Annotated in this window: 15 protein-coding genes and 1 pseudogene; 8 read left to right on the top strand and 8 right to left on the bottom strand. The window is 65.3% G+C overall.

The window, feature by feature from the left end; genetic code table 11:
- Positions 1-113 precede the first annotated feature (113 nt).
- The 4 genes from AC099J_RS20440 to cueR all read right to left on the bottom strand — a co-directional run bounded on the left by AC099J_RS20440 (position 114) and on the right by cueR (position 1,897).
- Positions 114-350, bottom strand: a complete 237-nt coding sequence (locus tag AC099J_RS20440; RefSeq protein WP_479617123.1) for a DUF2933 domain-containing protein — start codon at positions 348-350, stop codon at positions 114-116.
- Between the two features lie 16 nt (positions 351-366).
- Positions 367-783, bottom strand: coding sequence for a hypothetical protein (locus AC099J_RS20435; RefSeq protein WP_479617122.1), 417 nt, complete (start codon positions 781-783; stop codon positions 367-369).
- Positions 784-920: 137 nt separating this feature from the next.
- Complete coding sequence (locus AC099J_RS20430) at positions 921-1,181, bottom strand: heavy-metal-associated domain-containing protein (RefSeq protein WP_479617121.1); 261 nt, start codon at positions 1,179-1,181, stop codon at positions 921-923.
- A 155-nt stretch (positions 1,182-1,336) separates the two neighbouring features.
- A complete protein-coding gene (cueR, locus tag AC099J_RS20425) occupies positions 1,337-1,897 on the bottom strand; it encodes a Cu(I)-responsive transcriptional regulator (RefSeq protein ID WP_479617120.1) in 561 nt (186 codons plus the stop codon).
- A 221-nt stretch (positions 1,898-2,118) separates the two neighbouring features.
- On the opposite strand from cueR, the gene AC099J_RS20420 reads away from it, so the two are divergent.
- Genes AC099J_RS20420 through AC099J_RS20410 form a run of 3 tightly spaced genes read left to right on the top strand, consistent with a single transcriptional unit; the run spans position 2,119 to position 7,962 of the window.
- Positions 2,119-3,348 carry an efflux RND transporter periplasmic adaptor subunit gene (locus AC099J_RS20420; RefSeq protein WP_479617119.1) on the top strand — a complete coding sequence of 410 codons (1,230 nt, stop codon included), beginning with the start codon at positions 2,119-2,121 and terminating at the stop codon, positions 3,346-3,348.
- Positions 3,349-3,368: 20 nt separating this feature from the next.
- Positions 3,369-6,503, top strand: coding sequence for an efflux RND transporter permease subunit (locus tag AC099J_RS20415; protein WP_479617118.1), 3,135 nt, complete (start codon positions 3,369-3,371; stop codon positions 6,501-6,503).
- A 10-nt stretch (positions 6,504-6,513) separates the two neighbouring features.
- Positions 6,514-7,962: an efflux transporter outer membrane subunit gene (locus AC099J_RS20410; protein WP_479617117.1), complete on the top strand. Its 1,449-nt coding sequence runs from the start codon at positions 6,514-6,516 to the stop codon at positions 7,960-7,962.
- A 66-nt stretch (positions 7,963-8,028) separates the two neighbouring features.
- On the opposite strand, the gene AC099J_RS20405 is transcribed toward AC099J_RS20410, so the two are convergent.
- The gene (locus AC099J_RS20405) at positions 8,029-8,178 is read right to left on the bottom strand and encodes a hypothetical protein (protein ID WP_479617116.1); all 150 of its coding nucleotides are present in this window, start codon (positions 8,176-8,178) and stop codon (positions 8,029-8,031) included.
- Between the two features lie 1,394 nt (positions 8,179-9,572).
- On the opposite strand from AC099J_RS20405, the gene AC099J_RS20400 reads away from it, so the two are divergent.
- The 5 genes and pseudogenes from AC099J_RS20400 to AC099J_RS20380 form a co-directional block, all read left to right on the top strand.
- Positions 9,573-10,301, top strand: a complete 729-nt coding sequence (locus AC099J_RS20400; protein WP_479617115.1) for a hypothetical protein — start codon at positions 9,573-9,575, stop codon at positions 10,299-10,301.
- A 144-nt stretch (positions 10,302-10,445) separates the two neighbouring features.
- Complete coding sequence (locus AC099J_RS20395; protein ID WP_479617114.1) at positions 10,446-11,444, top strand: zinc metalloprotease; 999 nt, start codon at positions 10,446-10,448, stop codon at positions 11,442-11,444.
- 40 nt (positions 11,445-11,484) lie between these two features.
- Positions 11,485-11,793: a hypothetical protein gene (locus AC099J_RS20390; RefSeq protein ID WP_479617113.1), complete on the top strand. Its 309-nt coding sequence runs from the start codon at positions 11,485-11,487 to the stop codon at positions 11,791-11,793.
- A gap of 171 nt (positions 11,794-11,964) precedes the next feature.
- Positions 11,965-12,309 carry a hypothetical protein gene (locus AC099J_RS20385; RefSeq protein ID WP_479617112.1) on the top strand — a complete coding sequence of 115 codons (345 nt, stop codon included), beginning with the start codon at positions 11,965-11,967 and terminating at the stop codon, positions 12,307-12,309.
- A gap of 450 nt (positions 12,310-12,759) precedes the next feature.
- Positions 12,760-12,975, top strand: a pseudogene (locus AC099J_RS20380) (transposase domain-containing protein); the annotation flags it as partial.
- Between the two features lie 273 nt (positions 12,976-13,248).
- On the opposite strand, the gene AC099J_RS20375 reads toward AC099J_RS20380, so the two are convergent.
- The 3 genes from AC099J_RS20375 to AC099J_RS20365 form a co-directional block, all read right to left on the bottom strand.
- Positions 13,249-13,569 (bottom strand): hypothetical protein, encoded by a 321-nt coding sequence (locus AC099J_RS20375; protein ID WP_479617111.1) that lies wholly within the window; start codon positions 13,567-13,569, stop codon positions 13,249-13,251.
- 241 nt (positions 13,570-13,810) lie between these two features.
- On the bottom strand, positions 13,811-14,629 hold the full coding sequence (locus tag AC099J_RS20370; RefSeq protein ID WP_479617110.1) for a hypothetical protein: 819 nt from the start codon (positions 14,627-14,629) through the stop codon (positions 13,811-13,813).
- A gap of 281 nt (positions 14,630-14,910) precedes the next feature.
- The gene (locus AC099J_RS20365; RefSeq protein WP_479617109.1) at positions 14,911-16,203 is read right to left on the bottom strand and encodes a hypothetical protein; all 1,293 of its coding nucleotides are present in this window, start codon (positions 16,201-16,203) and stop codon (positions 14,911-14,913) included.
- Positions 16,204-16,531: the final 328 nt, after the last annotated feature.

Raw genomic sequence — 16,531 nt, 5'->3', positions numbered from 1 at the left:
GGCGCGAAGCCATTGCCGCTGGGTGAACGCCAGGCCGGCGCCCGGCACGCAGGCGGCAAGCCCACGGGGCCAGCGTGGCGGCCTTCACGTGACCGCCAGGCCCGGCCTTCGTGTCACGGTGTTGATGAGTGGTCCTCGGGCTGCCCGGGGTCGCGATGGCCACGGCGCCCGTGCCCGTGGAAGAAATGCATCAGCGGGCACGCCAGCAGGAACAGGTAGGGGATGGCCTGCCGCACATGCGTCAGGTGCTCGGTGAGCAGGTAGTAGATGCCGACAGCGCCGGCAATGAGCATGAAGATGCCCGTTGGCGAGCGCCAGCGCGATGGTGCAGCGGGCTCCTGGAAACGCATGGCAAGCCTCGCCTGTCTACCTGGCCGCTGGCGGCTTCATCGCCTCGCGGTCCATCATCATCTTCATCATCATTTCCATCATGTCCATGCGCTTGCCCATCATCTCCGGGCTCATGGGCATGCCGCCACCCATCGCCATGCCGCCCCTGCCGCCGCCGCGCATCCGGCCCATCATGGCCATGTTGTCTTGCATGAGCTTCATGTGCTCCTGCATCAGCCTGGTCCGCTCCTCTGGGGTCTTGGCGGCCATCATTTTGTCGTGCATCTCCTGCATCGACTTCATCATCGAGTCCATGTGGCCGGGTGTGGCCGCCGCCGGTGCGGCCGCCCCGGCACCTGGCGGGTGATGAGCGGCGTGGTCCTCTTCCTTGGGGCCGATGGCGCAACCCGCGAGAACGAGCGATGCGCCGAATAGTGCCAGTGCGAGCTTCATGGTGGTCTCCCAAGTTGGTGTGAAGCAGCATGAGGCAGTGCCGGCTGCGCGGGCTTGATGTGGCTCAAGGTTGCGCAGTCCCACGCAGAGGGCTTGCCGGACTCCTGCGTGAGCTCCAGCGATGGCCTCGCAACCTTTCAGCTGCGGCACCCGCAGCAGCCACCCGTCCTGGGGGGCGCCGCCACCACTGTTGAGGCCTGCACCGGCACCGGCGTGTAGCCGGCCTCGGCGATGGCGTCGCCGAGTTCCTTCGCGTCCGCCTCCGTCGGCTCCACCATGACGAGGTGCTGGGCCAGGTCGATGGTGATCCTGGCTTCCTTGTCAGTGGCCCTGAGGGCCTTGGTGATGGTGCTGACGCAGTGGCCGCAGGTCATGTCATCTACGCGGAAGACTTGCATTGCTTTTTTCCTTGGGTTGTCGATGCCTCCATGATCGAGCTTGCCACTGTGGAAAGGTCAAGCGTTCTGGGCATGCCGCCGTCTGGGCGATGTCGATAGTTGGCGGCCGGCGAGCCCCTCCGGTCGGGCGTGGCGGCCTGCTGGCCTGCCGATGCTCAGTGCGAGCCGTGAACGGGGTGGGCCTGGCGCGTCCAGGCCATCAGATCGGCATGGGGCGACGATGCGGCGGATGTCCTGGCGACAGGCTTGATCGCGCGCGCCGATGACTTGCGCAGCGGTTGCCGGCCCACACTCCCGGGGTCTGGCGTGGCGGGACTGTCGGCAGCCAGCTCGGCCAGGATCGCGCAATGCGGATCGTCGCTGCCGTGGCAGGACGCCACCAGCCGCTCCAGCGCAAGTCTCATCTCGGCCATCTCACGCATCTTCTCGGCCAGGTCGTCCAGGTGCCGTTGTGCCACCTGCCTGACCTCGCGGCTTGCGCGGCCCCGATTGCTCCACAGGCCAAGCAGATCGGCGATCTGCTGGATCGAGAAATTCAGGCTTCGGGACTGCCGGATGAAGCGCAGCACCGAGACGTCGGCCGCGCTGTACTGGCGGTAGCCGGCGTCGGTCCGCTGCGCCGTGGAGACAAGACCGACCTGCTCATAGTGGCGGATCATCTTTGCCGAGACGCCGGCCGCCTTGGCCGCCTGGCCAATGTTCATGCTGCTGTTCATGGGTTCTCCGTTGGAGTGAGTGGACCGTGGAGCGAAGTCTCCACCTTTCCACTGTAGGAAGGTCAAGCGCGGCTTTTGGGGACTCCGCCGCACCCAGCGCCGCGCCAAGTCAGGGCCGTGCCACCCGCGTTCGCGCTCCCGTGGCGACCTGCGGCCGGCGCTTGACCTTGCCACCGCGGCAATCCCCACCATTGCGGCATCCCAACTCCCAGGAGCCGAACATGACAACCTCCCACGTGCCCCGACTGCGGCGCCGGCGCAGCCTGCCGGCCACACTGGCCATCGGCGCGACCTCCGTTCTCGCAGCCGCGCTGCTTGCGGCTTGCCAGCCTGCCGTGCCCGATGCGCAGGCGACTTCCGCTGCCGCCCCGCAGGCGCCCACGGTGCCGGTCACCCGTGTCCGATCCGTTGCGATCGAGGCGGGCCCGACGCAGGTGGCCCGTGTCGAGGCAGCGCAGCAGGTCGAACTGCAGGCTCGCGTGGCGGGTCCTATCGAGGCGGTGCTGTTCCGCGAAGGCGACGCCGTGCGTGCCGGCCAGTCGCTGTTCCAGATCGATCCGAGTCCCTATGACGCAGCCCTTGCCCGCGCCCGCGCCGAGTTGCAGCTGACGAAGGCACGCGAGACGCTGACCGCCACCGAGGCCGAGCGGGCGCGCCAGCTGCATGCCGACCGCGCGATCGCCCGCGAGGAGCTGGAACGCCGTGTGGCCGCGCATGCCGAAGCCCAGGCGCGCCGTGCCGCTGCCGAAGCGGCGCTGCAGACAGCGCAACTGGAGCGCGACTTCACGCTGGTGCGTTCGCCGATCAACGGCCGCATCGGCCGTGCGCTCGTGACGGTTGGCAACTTCGTTGCTGCTGGTGGCAACACGACCCCGCTGGCGACGTTGGTGAGCCTTGCGCCGCTGCATGTGCACATCGACGTGGCCGATCGCGGCCTGTTGCAGCGCCTGGCGGAAAACCCTGGCGCCAAGGGCTGGAAGGCGCGCATCCTCGATGCCGACGGCCGGCGCGAGTTGGCGCTGGCGCCGATCGACTTCACGAACCATTCCATCGATGCGGCCACCGGAACGGTGCGCCTGCGCGCCCGTGTCGACGCCGCGATGCCTGGCCTGATGCCCGGCCAGTACGTGCGTGCACAGCTCGCGACGGGCATGGCCCAGCCGGTGCAGCTGGTGCCCGACAAAGCCATCGGCACCGACCAGGGTCGCCGCTTCGTGCTCGTGGTCACTGAGGCCGGCCTGGTCGAGTACCGCCCGGTCGGGGTCGGTGCTGCGCAGGGCGCCGACCGCATCGTCACCGAGGGGTTGAAAGTCGGCGAGCAGGTGATCGTCTCCGGCCTGATGCGGGTGCGTCCCGGCATGGCGGTCGTTCCGGTGCTGTCCGAAGGCCCAGCGGCGCAGTTGCAAGGCCAGGGGCAGGCGCACAAGGGCGCCGAGCCCGACCGTTCCTGATGCAGGGGGAGTGATTCACCATGAACCGTCTCGCCAGACTCTTCGTCGACCGACCGATCATCGCGATCGTGTTGTCGCTGGTGCTGCTGCTCGCCGGCCTGCTCTCGTTGGGCAAGCTGCCGCTGACCGAGTACCCCAACGTCATGCCGACCACCGTGCAGGTGCGCGCTGCCTACCCGGGTGCGAACCCGCAGGTGATCGCCGACACGGTGGCCACGCCGCTGGAGACCGAGCTGACCGGCCTGCCCGGGCTGCAGTACATGAGCTCAAACGCCAGCAGCGACGGGCGTTACCTGTTGACGCTGACCTTTGGCGCCGGCACCGACCCGGCACGCGCCGAGACCGACACGCAGAACCGCGTGGCCCGCGCGCTGCCGAGGCTGCCGGCCGAGGTGCACAAGCTCGGCGTCGTCAGCGAGAGCGTCGCGCCCGACATGCTGATGGTCGTGCACCTCACCTCGCCACAGGGCCGCTACGACCTGCTGCACCTGTCCAACTTTGCGCAGCTGCAAGTGCGCGACGCACTGTTGCGCGTGCCGGGCGTCAGCAAGGTGGTCGTGTGGGGCGCGGGCGATTACAGCCTGCGTGTCTGGCTCGACCCCGACCGCATGGCCGCGCGCGGCCTGGTCGCGGGTGACGTGGTCGAGGCGATCCGCGCGCAGAACCTGCAGGTTGCCGCCGGCTCGGTGGGCCAGCAGCCCGATGCGCGCAGCGCGCACCAGCTGCCGTTGACGGTGGCCGGGCGCCTGAGCTCACCCGAGGCCTTTGGCGACATCGTGCTCAGCAGCGGCCCAATGGGCGCGCAGCTGCGCCTGAAGGACGTGGCGCGTGTGGAGCTTGGCGCGAGTTCGTATTCGCTGCGCAGCCTGCTCGATGGCAAGCCGGCGGTCGGCATTCAGATCGTGCAGGATCCGGCCGCCAGCGCCGTCGAGGTGGCCGCCGCAGTGCGCGCCGAGATGGTGACGCTGCAGCAGGATTTCCCGCAGGACATCGACCACCGTATCGCCTACGACCCCACGCTGTTCGTGAAGGCCTCGATCCGCAACGTCATCCAGACGCTGGCCGAGGCGATGGTCCTCGTCGTGCTCGTCGTGCTGCTGTTCCTGCAGAACTGGCGCGCGTCGCTGATCCCGATCGCGGCGGTGCCGGTGTCGCTGGTGGGCACGCTTGCGGTGATGCACGCGGCCGGCTTCACGCTGAATACGCTGAGCCTGTTCGGCCTGGTGCTGTCCATCGGCATCGTGGTCGACGATGCCATCGTGGTGGTCGAGAACGTCGAGCGGCACCTGGCACGCGGCCTCAAGCCGCGCGAGGCCGCGTTGGCCGCGATGAAGGAGGTGACCGGGCCGATCCTGGTCATCACCGCCGTGCTCGCGGCGGTGTTCATCCCCACCGCGTTCATGGGCGGGCTGTCGGGCCAGTTCTACCAACAGTTCGCGCTGACGATCGCGATCTCGACCGTGCTGTCGGCGATCAACTCGCTGACGCTGTCGCCTGCGCTGTCGGCGATGTGGCTGAGGCCGCATGCACAAGAGCGCCATGGCCCGCTGGCGCGCTTCTTCGGCGGCTTCAACCGCGCCTTCGAGCGGGCGTCGGAGCGCTACGCGGTGCTGACCCGTGCCGGCGTGCAGCGCGGCCTGCGCCTGCTCGTGGTGTACGCGGTGCTGGCCGCCGCAGCGGTCTGGAGCTTCAAGAGTGTTCCTTCCGGCTTCGTGCCGGCCCAGGACAAGTACTACCTGGTCGGCATCGTGCAACTGCCACCTGGCGCGTCGCTCGACCGGACCGAGGCCGTGACGCAGCGGGTCACCGAGATGGCGCTGGCGCAACCGGGCGTCGAGAGCGTGGTGGCCTTCCCCGGCATCTCGATCAACGGCTTCGTCAACAGCCCGAACAGCGCCGTCATCTTCACGATGCTCGACCCGTTCGAGCAGCGCAAGGGCGCGAGCCTGGCCGCCGGCGCCATTGCCGGTGCGCTCAACGGCCGCCTGCAGGCCATCGACGAAGGCTTCATCGCGATGTTCCCGCCGCCGCCGGTACCCGGCCTCGGCCAGGCCGGTGGCTTCAAGCTGCAGATCCAGGACCGGCGGCAACAGGGCCACGAGGCGTTGAACGCCGCTCTCGGTGCGGTGATCGCCGAAGCGGGCAAGGATGTGCGGCTGGTGGGCCTGTTCTCGGGCTACCAGGTGGGGGTGCCGCAGCTTGCCTTGAACGTCGACCGCGAGAAGGCGCTGGCCATGGGTGTGCCGCTGCAGGCCATCTACCAGTCGTTGCAGGTCTACCTCGGCTCGCTCTACGTCAACGACTTCAACTTCCTCGGTCGCGCCTGGCAGGTCAATGTGCAGGCCGACGCGCCGTTCCGCAGCGACGCCACCGCGCTGGACCGGCTGTGGAGCCGCAATACGCAGGGCCAGATGGTGCCGCTGGCCGCGCTGGTGTCGAGCCAGCCGACGACCGGTCCCGATCCGGTGGGTCGCTACAACGGATTTGCTTCGGCCGATCTGTCGGGCATGCCGGCGCCGGGCGTGAGCTCGGGCGAGGCGGTCGCGGCGATGGAACAGATCCTCGCCCGCACGCTGCCGGACGGGTTCACCTCCGAGTGGACCGACCTGACCTACCAGCAGATCCAGGAAGGGTCCAGCGGGCTGTGGGTGTTCCCGCTGGCAGTGGTTCTGGCCTTCCTGATCCTGGCTGCCGCGTACGGCAGCTGGAGCCTGCCGCTGGCCGTGCTGACCATCGTGCCGATGGTGATCCTGGGTGCGCTGGGTGGCGTGTGGTGGAGCGGGGGCGACAACAACCTGTTCACGCAGATCGGGCTCGTCGTGCTGGTCGGGCTGGCGACGAAGAACGCCATCCTGATCGTCGAGTTCGCTCGCAGGCGTCAGCAGGAGGGCGCCTCGGCCGTCGATGCCGTGGTCGAGGCCGCGCGGCTGCGGCTGCGTCCGATCCTGATGACCTCGCTGGCTTTCGTGATGGGCGTGCTGCCGCTGGTCTTCGCCAGCGGGGCCGGTGCCGAGATGCGCCAGGCCGTCGGCATGGCGGTGTTTGCCGGGATGTTGACGGTCACCGTCGCGGGCCTGGTCTTCACGCCCGTGTTCTACGTGCTGTTGCAGCGGCCTCGCGTGAGAAGCGCGGTCACGCTGGCAGCGGCCCAATGAGGAGAACGACATGATCAAAATGAGCTTGACCGCGGTGGCGCTGGCTTCGTTGGTGGCCGCATGCGGCACGGCGCCGCCGCAGGCAGCGCCGACGGCAGAGCTGCCCACGGCGTTCGCACAAGGGCAGGGCATGCCAGCCGGTCGCATGGCGCAGTCGGACTGGTGGACCGTGCTTTCAGATCCGGTGCTCGACACGCTGGTTCTGCGCGGGCTGGGGGCCAACCTCGACCTGCAGCAGGCCGCCGAGCGGGTTCAGCAATCGCGCGCGCTGGCGGCAGGCGCACATGCCGAGCGGCGCCCTGGTGCAGGCGTCGCCGCTGGCGCACGGGCACAGCAGCTCAGCCGCTTCGAGGCGCCCGGGGCGCCTAGCGAGGACCGACGCGGCGACAGCGTGTCGGCCGCAGTCAGCCTGTCGTGGGAGATCGACCTCTTCGGCCGGCTGCGCAACGCGGCGCAGGCCGCCGATGCACGGTCCCGGGCGGTTGAGGCAGACGCCTCGGCGATGCGCCTGGCCATCGGTGCCGAGATCGCCCAGGCGTGGTTCAGCGTGAACGGCACGCGGGCGCAGATGCAGCTGGCGCAGCGCGTGGTGGAGAACCGGCGCACCACGCTGGACCTCGTGCTGCGGCGTGTCGCGGCCGGCTACACATCGCCGCTCGACGAGGCGCGTGCGCGCACCGAACTGGCCGCGGCCGAGGCGCACTTGCCCGCCTTGGACGCAGCGCTGGCTATCGCCGGCCATCGGCTGGCGGTGCTATTGGGCGAATCACCATCCGGCTACGAAGCACCCGCAGAGGCCGGCCGATCGCCGCTGCCAGTGGCGCTGCGACTGCCCGATCCCGCGCAGTGGGCGGCGCAGCGGCCGGATCTGCAGGCCGCCGAGGCGCGCCTGCGGGCGCTGGCTCTGGATGTCGAGGCGGTGCGCGCAGAGTTTCTGCCACGGCTGTCCATCGTCGGCGTGCTCGGCGTCGTCGCGGGTTCCATCTCGGGCTTGGGGGCAGCCGGCAGCGCCTCGTGGCTCGCAGCGCCGAGCCTGTCGCTGCCCGTGTTCGACCACGGGCGCATCGACGCCCGGCTGCAGGCTGCGAAGGCGGGTGAGCGTGAGGCGCTGCTGGCCTATCGGCAGTGCGTGCTGCTGGCGTTGCAAGAGGTGGAGAGTGCGCTTGCCCAGGTGCGGCACGGGCAGCGCCGCCTCGCCTCCCTGCAGGCGCAGGCCCGGCAGGCGTTGATCGCAGAGCAGCTGGCCCGCAGGCGCTTCGAGGCCGGTGGCACCGACATGCTGGAGTTGCTGGACGCGCAGCGCACGGCGCAGCTGGCGGAGATCGGCCTGTCGGTGGCCTTGACCGTTCAGCAACAGCAGGTGGTGGCGCTGCAGCGCGCACTCGGCGCTCGCTTCGCGCCGGTGGACGAGGCGGCGGCAGTGACGACGCTGGCGTTGGCGAAGGCACCCCGGCCGTGATGCGTACTTGCGCTCCGTCTGATCACTCAGGGGCGTGGCTCGTTCAGACGTTTTGACGCGGCCCTGCTACGGCGTGCCCAGCCTGCAGATCAGGCGCAGCACGCTGCTCTTGCCGGCACCGTCGGCGCCGATCAGGCCGAGCCGCGATTCCTTGAGCGACAGATCCAGGTCTTCCAACACGGTGAACGTGCCGCGGACCAGGGCGAGTCGTTCCAAGTGGACTTCAATGGAGCTCCGGTCTGGGGAACTCACTCAATGTTTTGCACCTGAAGCGCGACATGCGCTGCAAGTGCTTGATCTCCATGAACTATCGGCTTGAGGGACTGCATTTCCCCCACGATTTACCCCACAGGATGCTTGGTCTGCGGTGAAACTACTGGCACATCAATCGACGTTCAGCGCGCGCGCACGGAGGAAGTCTAGCAGTCGGAACTCGCGCTCGGACAGCATATGGCGGCGTGGCGCATAGGGCAAAGGTGCAGGGATCAATTGCCACCGAAGAACGTCCACACAAGCGGGCATTCTCGCGGGCATCTGCGGGCATCTGCGGGCGTCTACTGGATGCGTCGGCCCTCCTGTGCTTCACTGGAAGCTCCCATGGGATCCCTGATCCCTGCGTCCATCGAGGGCGCGCTCACGGCGTCGCAGTCGTTACCTGCTTGGTGGTCTTTGACCCCGAGGTGGTCGGCTCTTTGGCCGACATGAGGTCCGAGACCTTCGCGGGACGGACTTGTAAAGCGCGCAGATTGGCCTGCGCCGAGGTGCGGCAGCTCATGCTGCTGTGCGCCGCCATCGTGGCTGGCGCGCCTGGCTTCAGGCACGCCGCCTCGATGGCGCCGATGCGCTGCAACGCCCTTCGCACGCAGCGCCTTGCGTCGTCACTGGAAGCTTGCTGACAGTGACGACGCTGTAAGTCCGCGCCACGCCTGACGTCCAGGCGCTTTGCGCGAAGTGACGGCCCGAAGTGACGGGCTCGGCCGCTCCTGAAGTGGCCTTTCCTCCAGGGCTCCCCGCCCTCGTTCTCGATGCCCCTGCGGCATCCGATGCGCATGGGTTGCCAGACGACGCTGCGCCGACTGATCCCCGTCACGGATCACCCCTCATGTGCTTCGCACATCCCATGGACCTCGGGTGGATGGTCCCCGCGCAACGACGTGCCAGCAGGCACACCGCGCGGCGCCACAGCGCGTGCAACGCCGGCGACCAGCTGGAAGTTCTTGCACACACGGGAGTGGTGTCCGCGTCCCTCGTAGTTCCCTTGCGCCATGGCGCCGGGGACGGACAGAAACACTGACCTGACTGTCAGACACCCGGGCGGCCTCGGCCGTCGGCTTTCATTTCCGCACTTCGTGCGGGCAAAAGTGGATGAGGAAGAAGACGAACGGAAAGAAGCGAAAGATGCGCGACCTGAACCACAACTTCAAACGGCTATGCCAGCGCAACCGAGACGGTGCCATGGCCAGACGCTCACACTTCACCTCCTCAGTTCAGATGATGACGGCCTTGTCCGTCTGCGCTTTACTGCTTAGATGATTATTTTCATCTCGCGCTGCGCATTCTAGGTTCGCCAGAGATGGAGCGTGCACCTAACCCTTCGATGGAGGTTTTTTATGCTCAATTGGATCTCAGCGCGATTCATGGCTGTTTGGCTGGTCGCGGCCTGCACAGGATGCTCGAACCTATACCCGATTCCGGTCAAGGAACCGCCCCCAATGACCGGGGCGGGTCGTACCACGCCTGACTACAGCCGCGGAGGGCTACTCCCCCCAACCAACACGCAGGAAGCGCTTGATAACCTGAAGATCTACGCGGACAGCTATCAAGACACCGCTGACTCGATAAGAAGAAGGGGATACGTCGGCAGCGACATTGCTGTCGTCGGCGGCGTTATAGGAGTGGTGGGCGGGCTTGCCAAGTCGGTCGAAGCCGCTATCTCAGGCGCCGTCCTCGCGTCCGGCGCGTCGTTGGTGACCGATAGGTACGCGCTGACAGTTCAGGCTGGCAACTACGAGAAGGCGGCTGACGCGATGCTGTGCATGATCAGCGCGCTTCGACCCAAAGCCTACCTCCCGTTCACAGGTTCCGACCTCGACGAGTCGATCCGCGAAGTTCGGCGCAAGTTACGAAAAGCGCAGGTAACTGTGCAGCTTGCAACACCCGACTTGGGTCAATTGGAAAGCACCATCAAGGAGGCAATGACCAAGACGACGCTGGCAGTTGGAGCACAGGCCGCGCGTGCAATGGGAAGCCCGTTGGATCCTATGCTTGCAGCTGCAGCGCAAGCCGCGGAGATGGAAAAGGTGCTGGCCGATATGAACAAGTGTGCTGCCAATTTTTGAGACGCAGCGCCCTTGCCGTATGGCGCATCATCATCAATCTTGTGCATGCGTCAGCGTCTGCATTGGGGTAAAAAAAGCGTGCGCTATCGCCTGTTGTCGTGGCGCACAAACCATTGTTCGCTAACAATTTCATCGGAGGCCACCATGTACACAGACGATCGGCTGCGTGACGCCCTTTCTCGTATCGCCGAAGTTGCGGCATCCGCCATCAGCCAGTCCGGCACCGGCGATTCGCACCAAGGCCACGCACATGACATCCATGATTCTGGTGAGCACCATGCACCGGGCTGCATGGTCAAATCGTTACCTCAACGTCTGCTTATAAAGGCCGCCCTCACTGCCCGCATGGTCAACCCGGTCAACGCTCCTGCTCTTGAGCCTGTGGCCGCGATGACCGGCCGACCGTTGGTTGATGAGCCGATGCGAATTGCAGTCCTAACTACCAAATATTGGGGGCCGCAACTTCGCAGACTGAGCGTCAGCTTCATGGAAACCACACCCGCTGATCTGAAAACTCGAATTGTTGATCATCTTAACGCATGGAGTAAGTGTTGCGGAATTTCGTTTGTACTGACCTCAGGAGTTGGCGACGTGCGCATTTCAAGGGAGCCCGGTGGATACTGGTCCTATCTTGGGACCGATATTCAGCATATCCCGAAGAATCGCCAGACCATGAATTTGGAAGGGTTCACGATCAACACTTCCGAAGCGGAATTTCGTCGGGTTGTGCGCCACGAGGCTGGCCACACGCTGGGATTTCCACACGAGCACATGCGAAAAGCGCTCGTTGCTCGAATTGATCCAACAAAGGCCTACGCGTGGTTCCTTAAGACCTATGGATGGGATAAGGCGACCGTTGATTCACAGGTGTTGACTTCTCTCAGCGAGGCGTCGCTGATGGGCACCGCACCGGATCAAACATCAATCATGTGCTATCAATTGCCAGCAGAGATCACTAAAGACAATGTCCCAATCACGGGCGGCGATGACATCAATGCAACCGATTGCACGTACGCAAGCAAGATATATCCCAAAGCCGGACGCACCCTTGTCGCGGCGGATGGAGACAACGAGTCCGCAACCGCGCAGCCGCACTCCGTGGACGGCTGGCCGGCAACGGAGGATGTTGAAGTTCCTGTCTGATCGTGGCGCCTTGCATCTCGTCCGCCATATGGATTGCTGAATGCCGAGATTAATTGAAGTCCAGAATGTCGCAGCGCTGACATCGAATCTGAGCATACAAAAAGACGACGTTCTGCTCATTAGGGCGACAGGGGCGCGGATCAGTTCCGGCGCAGATGTGCTGAATATGCTTGGCGCTTTTGTTTCCGCCATGTCGGCTAGCAACGGCGAGGTGTTGACCGCTGCAGGACTGCCCAGCATCCTTCTCATCCGCGCAACCCACCCTGGAACGGCCTGCGTCACTGTACTGAGCGGTCACCTATTGAGTGAGAGTAAAACTAGAGAGGTGTGGGTGACGGTGGAGAACTGACGGAAATAGTGCCAAAGCATCCACGGACTCACTAGTGGCCCGGCACCAAATAACCTGCGGCCAGGATCTGGATGGACGGCTTTTGACAGTCAGCCCGATTCGGCAGGACTTCGAAGCTGAGTACCTGCAGCCGCTGCCTCTGTCACTCGTAGCGAGGGAATTTTGTCCAGGGTGTTCGTTGCCGAGCCCAAATGGAAGAAGCAGCGGCTTTCGAAAATCGCCTCTCACTGGAATTGCGCAGGTCACGAAAACATTGGCTCGTGTATCGGTATCAGGTCGGCGTTGAGCGAAGAGGCGAGGCCAGTTTCGTTATCAGGGTTACATCATGGTCCAAGACCTCCGCGTCGTCTCGGCCAGACCTCTGGCCTGTTGCATGTGGGCGTCGAAGCGCACAAGCTGGTCCTCGATCGCGTCGGACCGACGGGTGCTGATGAGCACACCGGCATCAACCAGGGTGATCAAGAACTGGCGAAGCGCGGCTCGCACCTGATGCTTGCAACGCTGCACGGGCGATGAGCATGTACAGCGCGGCAGGTGTCCGTCAACGAAGCACTGGACGTGCTCTTCGGAAAGATCTCGTACGCCGACGCGTCGGCGTGCCCAGTGCGGAAAGTGCGCCACGCCATACACGTACATGCGGACCGTGTTCGCGGCGTGGCGCTCGACCAACCGCTGCAAGTAGGTCGAACAAACGGCGCAAGGTCACTGTTGCGCAGCCAGGCGGCTGGCACCGGATGAAGGGAATCGAGCGCGTCCATGGAAATCTCCTGATGTGGTGTTGCCACCGCAGGAGATACCCACTTTTATGCGAAGTCCAGCGCTCGCCCGGATCGCCGCAGACCTTGCTGCGCCTGGTGGTGCGCAGGGGTGCTGACGGCGATTTCGCATAAGAGCGCAGTTCGCATAATTCCTGTTGGACTAACCCGCTGACGCGGGAGTATGGGCAGCTACCCATAACAGGAAGAACGGAAGAACTGGTTGTTCGTGGGCAGCGAACTGGCCGGCGAGCGCGCGGCCGTCGTGATGAGCCTGGTGCAATCGGCCAAGCTGAACAAGGTCGAGCCCTGGGCCTACCTGCGCGATGTGCTGGCACGCATCCACAGCCATCCGGCCTCGCGCATCGATGCGCTGCTACCGCATCGCTGGCAACCGAGCGCAACGGGAGCGTCAGCCGGCAAGTAGGTGCTGCGCGGCAGCGACCGGCCGACAGCGTTCCGGGTTCCGGGAGCGGCGTCAATGTGGGGCCGCCGGACGCTCACCCTGATTCTTCAAGACCGCCCGTCCATGGCTGCACCAACGAGCCAGACGTCTCATCCCCTTGCGTCTGCTCGACCAGCCCCTTCATCGCTCAATGACCGACGAGCCGGTATCAGTTTGAATCGCCCCGGGGCGATCCAGTCGGCCTGCCCTGACAGCGGCCACCTAAGTTGCAGGTGACCTGCTGTACCAGTCGCCTCATCGGACGTGTGCTGGCGCTGCTGGTAACGGTGCTTGCGCCAATGGTGCGCGCCGCTTGGGTGCGGCACCATTGGCACCACGCTCGGTTCTCAAAAACTCGAACTTGAGCACAAGAGCCGCGAGATGGCCTGGCGCGACGCGCGGCTGGACTGGCTCACTTGGCCAGTGGACCTGACATGGCGGTGCTCTCGAGATCGGAGAAGTCGCATGCTGCTTCGCGACCTTGCCGACCACGTGGCTTAGTCCTTCCAGGCCTCCGTGCTTGCCAGCAATCATCCGCGTGTAACGGGCCAACCGGTCCGGGTCGATCATCTTCATGACAGGGTCTCCTTGCTAGGCTGCTTTCTCGCTGGCCGCGCCAGAGATCGATTGCGACCTCGACGATTGCGTCGGGCGCGAACGCGATCGGCTCCACACGCCAAAGGCCGCGGACAAAGTATGTTGCGAGGTGCACGGCCTGACATCATCCATTCGCAGGAAACGCAGGAAACGCAGGAAGCGCAGGAAGCGCAGGAAGCGCAGGAAGCGCAGGAAGCGCGGAAGCGCTGGGGCGTTCGCGTCACGGGCAACTGCTCAGTTCGGTCTTGCTCTCCCGGGTCGCCCGCACGCCTTGCGCCACCAGGCGACCGACGACATCTGACTGGAATTGCAGCCGTGCCTGGGCGGTGTCCTTCCCGACCTTGCGCGATACCTCCAGCAAGGTTTCTCCACCAGGCATCCGCCATTGCTCCAGCTTGAGGTTCCTCTGACCATCCTTGTAGCGCGTCATCTCCGCGGCGCACCGATCGTTGAGTGGCCTGGGCAGCTTGAGCGAGGGGCCCAACGCCGCCTCCAGGGTTGCCGCAGTACTGCACGTCCGCGAGTGGACCTCCGTGGTGACAGGCGGCCGGGCGGGCAGGGCAGTCTGCGGCCCGGCGTCGCCAGGCCCGGAACTCCAGCCGACATCGAGCTCGGACTCCCATCTGGCGGACTTCAGCATGCAGGGAAACGTCGATTCGGGCGCCAATGCGCCCAACGCGGTGGAGGCACGGAATTTATACGAGGACTCGACTTTTGCTGCCTCTTTCCCCGTCAGCTCGGTCCGCTGGCGGGCAATGACCCCGACGCCTTCGGGCAGTCCAGTTGGTCGTGGCAACACGGCGTACTCGACCCGATACATCGACGGCTTCTTGTCGTTCACCGCGAGCAATTTCGCGGCGGCCTCGATGGTCCTCGGGCCCTGGGCCTGCGCCGCACTCCAGCGGAACGCATACTCCGCCGGACCACCTGTGGGCTCGGCTTGCACATGCAAGGTCTGTGCACCGAAGAGCAGACCGATGGTCTGGGCGAGCGCCGCCGCCTTGGTGGCGGCAGCCGGTCGAGAGTGTGCCTGGCGCATAAATTCTTCTAAATAGCAACGATCACAGATCCACAAGCTCGGCCTCGCGCAGCGCTCTCAGCATCTCGGCGGCGCCGCACTGTTTCGACACCGCGTTCGCGTCGTACGAACTTTTCCCTTGGTGTAGTGGTTCGAGAGGCTCCACAGGTAGGGCGAATGAATGTTCTTACCGCAGTAGACATAGCCCCGACGCTCGGGCGCCAGGCAGAGCATTTCAAGGTGCCATGGCCATACGCTTACCATGCAACTGCGCCACTACCGTTGGCAATTGCCGATGTGCTTTACGGGTGAGCGCCGCGCTGCGACGCAAGTCTATCGATCATGAATACCCAGTCTCTGAACGACTTCGAGAGCGCCATAAAATCCTGTGATTCCGGCGAGCTCTTATGCTCGCTCAGAACGCGTTCGTAAGCATCAAAAGCTTCACTGAGACTCGATGCTTCGTCTGCAAGCGACAGGATGGCGCGACCGTCCGCGTTCTGTCGTGCCCTGCATACCCGCTCGCCGCTGCCGACGTATTTCTCGATGCTCGAAAACCAGCCGATACGCGTGGGGACGTCGCCACCGAAGGCACGGCCGAGGGCGCCGCCCAGGGGTTCGAGCCAGTCGGGATGTTTTCCAGCCAGCACGCGCAGCGCCCACTCGGCGGCTTGGGGCGATTCCGACGCTATGCACGATCGCACGACCGCGGCAAACTCGCGCGTGATGCCGACATCCGCGATGACGAAGTTGCCCTTGAATGCCCGAAGCCGCTCTACCAGCGCGCGGCCTCGCTCCTGGATGTCACCGTCATCCACTGGGGCCACCACCTGGGATCCGGCTGGGTGCGCCGACCGCATGCCCGACCGGTCGACAAAAATATAGCAGAAGACGGCAGCCTCACGGCTGCTGACGGTGGCGAAGTGGTTGTCGAGATCGACGCGTTTCAGCAAGGGCCGGTCGGGGGCGGTCTCGAAGAACGAGAGGATACGCAGCGCATCGCTGCCCGCCCCGGCATCGGGCAAGCGCGTGGTTCCGCGCGCGAGTTCGCTCGCACGCTCAAGCACCGGTTGGAAATTCGCGAGAAGCTGGCGCTGTTCACCACATGCCACGAATGTCGCGAAATCCCACGCAATCTCCGGCATGTCCATAACCGCCGCCGGCGACTCTGCCAGGCGGGAGAATCGCTCGGCGGGCCCGAACAAAACCCTGTCGGCCAGCGAATCGCGCGTTGCCCAACGCAACACGAAGCGCAGGGAGCGCAGCGCCGGTGCATCCAGACGCGCGAGCTCGTCGAGCCTCGCTTCCGCCAGTGAGGCCACGGCGGCCGCGATGGCGCGGTTCGGCACCGAGCGGCCCGCGCCCGCATCGCGCAGGCGGCTCCATCGGCCGGTGCGATAGACCGCTTCCGTGTACAGCCCCCGCACATCCGCGGCATCGACTACTGTGGGATGGGCATCCAGCAACGTCAAGAACGCCTCGGGACCGAGGCGCCGCAAGAGGCGTGGGCCTGAGGTGGCCAGCAACGCAGTGAGGACCGTGGGAGAGAAGGAGCTGAGCGTGTCCAGGGGGACGCTGCGGCCGAGCTTGGCCATGAGGTAGCTCTGCGCAGGTTCCGACAGGTCGTCGACCGCGCTAGCCAGGGGCCGCGCCATCGACGGTGCCACAAGGCATCCACTTCTTCCAGCGGCACGCGTGCGCCGAGCAGCATGTGGTAGATGGTTTCCGCGCGCGCGGCATCGTCCTGCTCCGCGTGTGCGCGGAACCTTTGCAGCGCGCGCTCGTTCGCGGCATCGAAGCTCTGCCTGTTGATTTCCACGTATTCCTGACCCACCATTTCCATCGAACCTTGACCCACCCTGGATCGAGCCCAGCGGGGCTCATGGTGTGGATAACTTCTTCGGTTTGGACTCCTTCTTGATG

The organism is Rhodoferax sp. RT4P68 (assembly GCF_056521305.1).
Note: the sequence above shows the minus strand (reverse complement) of the source record. Positions and strands in the feature narration are given on the sequence as shown.

What these genes read in the sequence shown, in the direction of transcription:
- AC099J_RS20390 (WP_479617113.1), top strand. Translation starts at nt 11,485, where the DNA reads ATGCCGAGATTAATTGAAGTCCAGAATGTCGCAGCGCTGACATCGAAT.
- AC099J_RS20415 (WP_479617118.1), top strand. Translation starts at nt 3,369, where the DNA reads ATGAACCGTCTCGCCAGACTCTTCGTCGACCGACCGATCATCGCGATC.
- AC099J_RS20375 (WP_479617111.1), bottom strand. Translation starts at nt 13,569, where the DNA reads ATGAAGATGATCGACCCGGACCGGTTGGCCCGTTACACGCGGATGATT.
- AC099J_RS20435 (WP_479617122.1), bottom strand. Translation starts at nt 783, where the DNA reads ATGAAGCTCGCACTGGCACTATTCGGCGCATCGCTCGTTCTCGCGGGT.
- AC099J_RS20430 (WP_479617121.1), bottom strand. Translation starts at nt 1,181, where the DNA reads ATGCAAGTCTTCCGCGTAGATGACATGACCTGCGGCCACTGCGTCAGC.
- AC099J_RS20370 (WP_479617110.1), bottom strand. Translation starts at nt 14,629, where the DNA reads ATGCGCCAGGCACACTCTCGACCGGCTGCCGCCACCAAGGCGGCGGCG.
- AC099J_RS20410 (WP_479617117.1), top strand. Translation starts at nt 6,514, where the DNA reads ATGATCAAAATGAGCTTGACCGCGGTGGCGCTGGCTTCGTTGGTGGCC.
- AC099J_RS20365 (WP_479617109.1), bottom strand. Translation starts at nt 16,203, where the DNA reads ATGGCCAAGCTCGGCCGCAGCGTCCCCCTGGACACGCTCAGCTCCTTC.
- AC099J_RS20420 (WP_479617119.1), top strand. Translation starts at nt 2,119, where the DNA reads ATGACAACCTCCCACGTGCCCCGACTGCGGCGCCGGCGCAGCCTGCCG.
- AC099J_RS20395 (WP_479617114.1), top strand. Translation starts at nt 10,446, where the DNA reads ATGTACACAGACGATCGGCTGCGTGACGCCCTTTCTCGTATCGCCGAA.
- AC099J_RS20400 (WP_479617115.1), top strand. Translation starts at nt 9,573, where the DNA reads ATGCTCAATTGGATCTCAGCGCGATTCATGGCTGTTTGGCTGGTCGCG.
- cueR (WP_479617120.1), bottom strand. Translation starts at nt 1,897, where the DNA reads ATGAACAGCAGCATGAACATTGGCCAGGCGGCCAAGGCGGCCGGCGTC.
- AC099J_RS20440 (WP_479617123.1), bottom strand. Translation starts at nt 350, where the DNA reads ATGCGTTTCCAGGAGCCCGCTGCACCATCGCGCTGGCGCTCGCCAACG.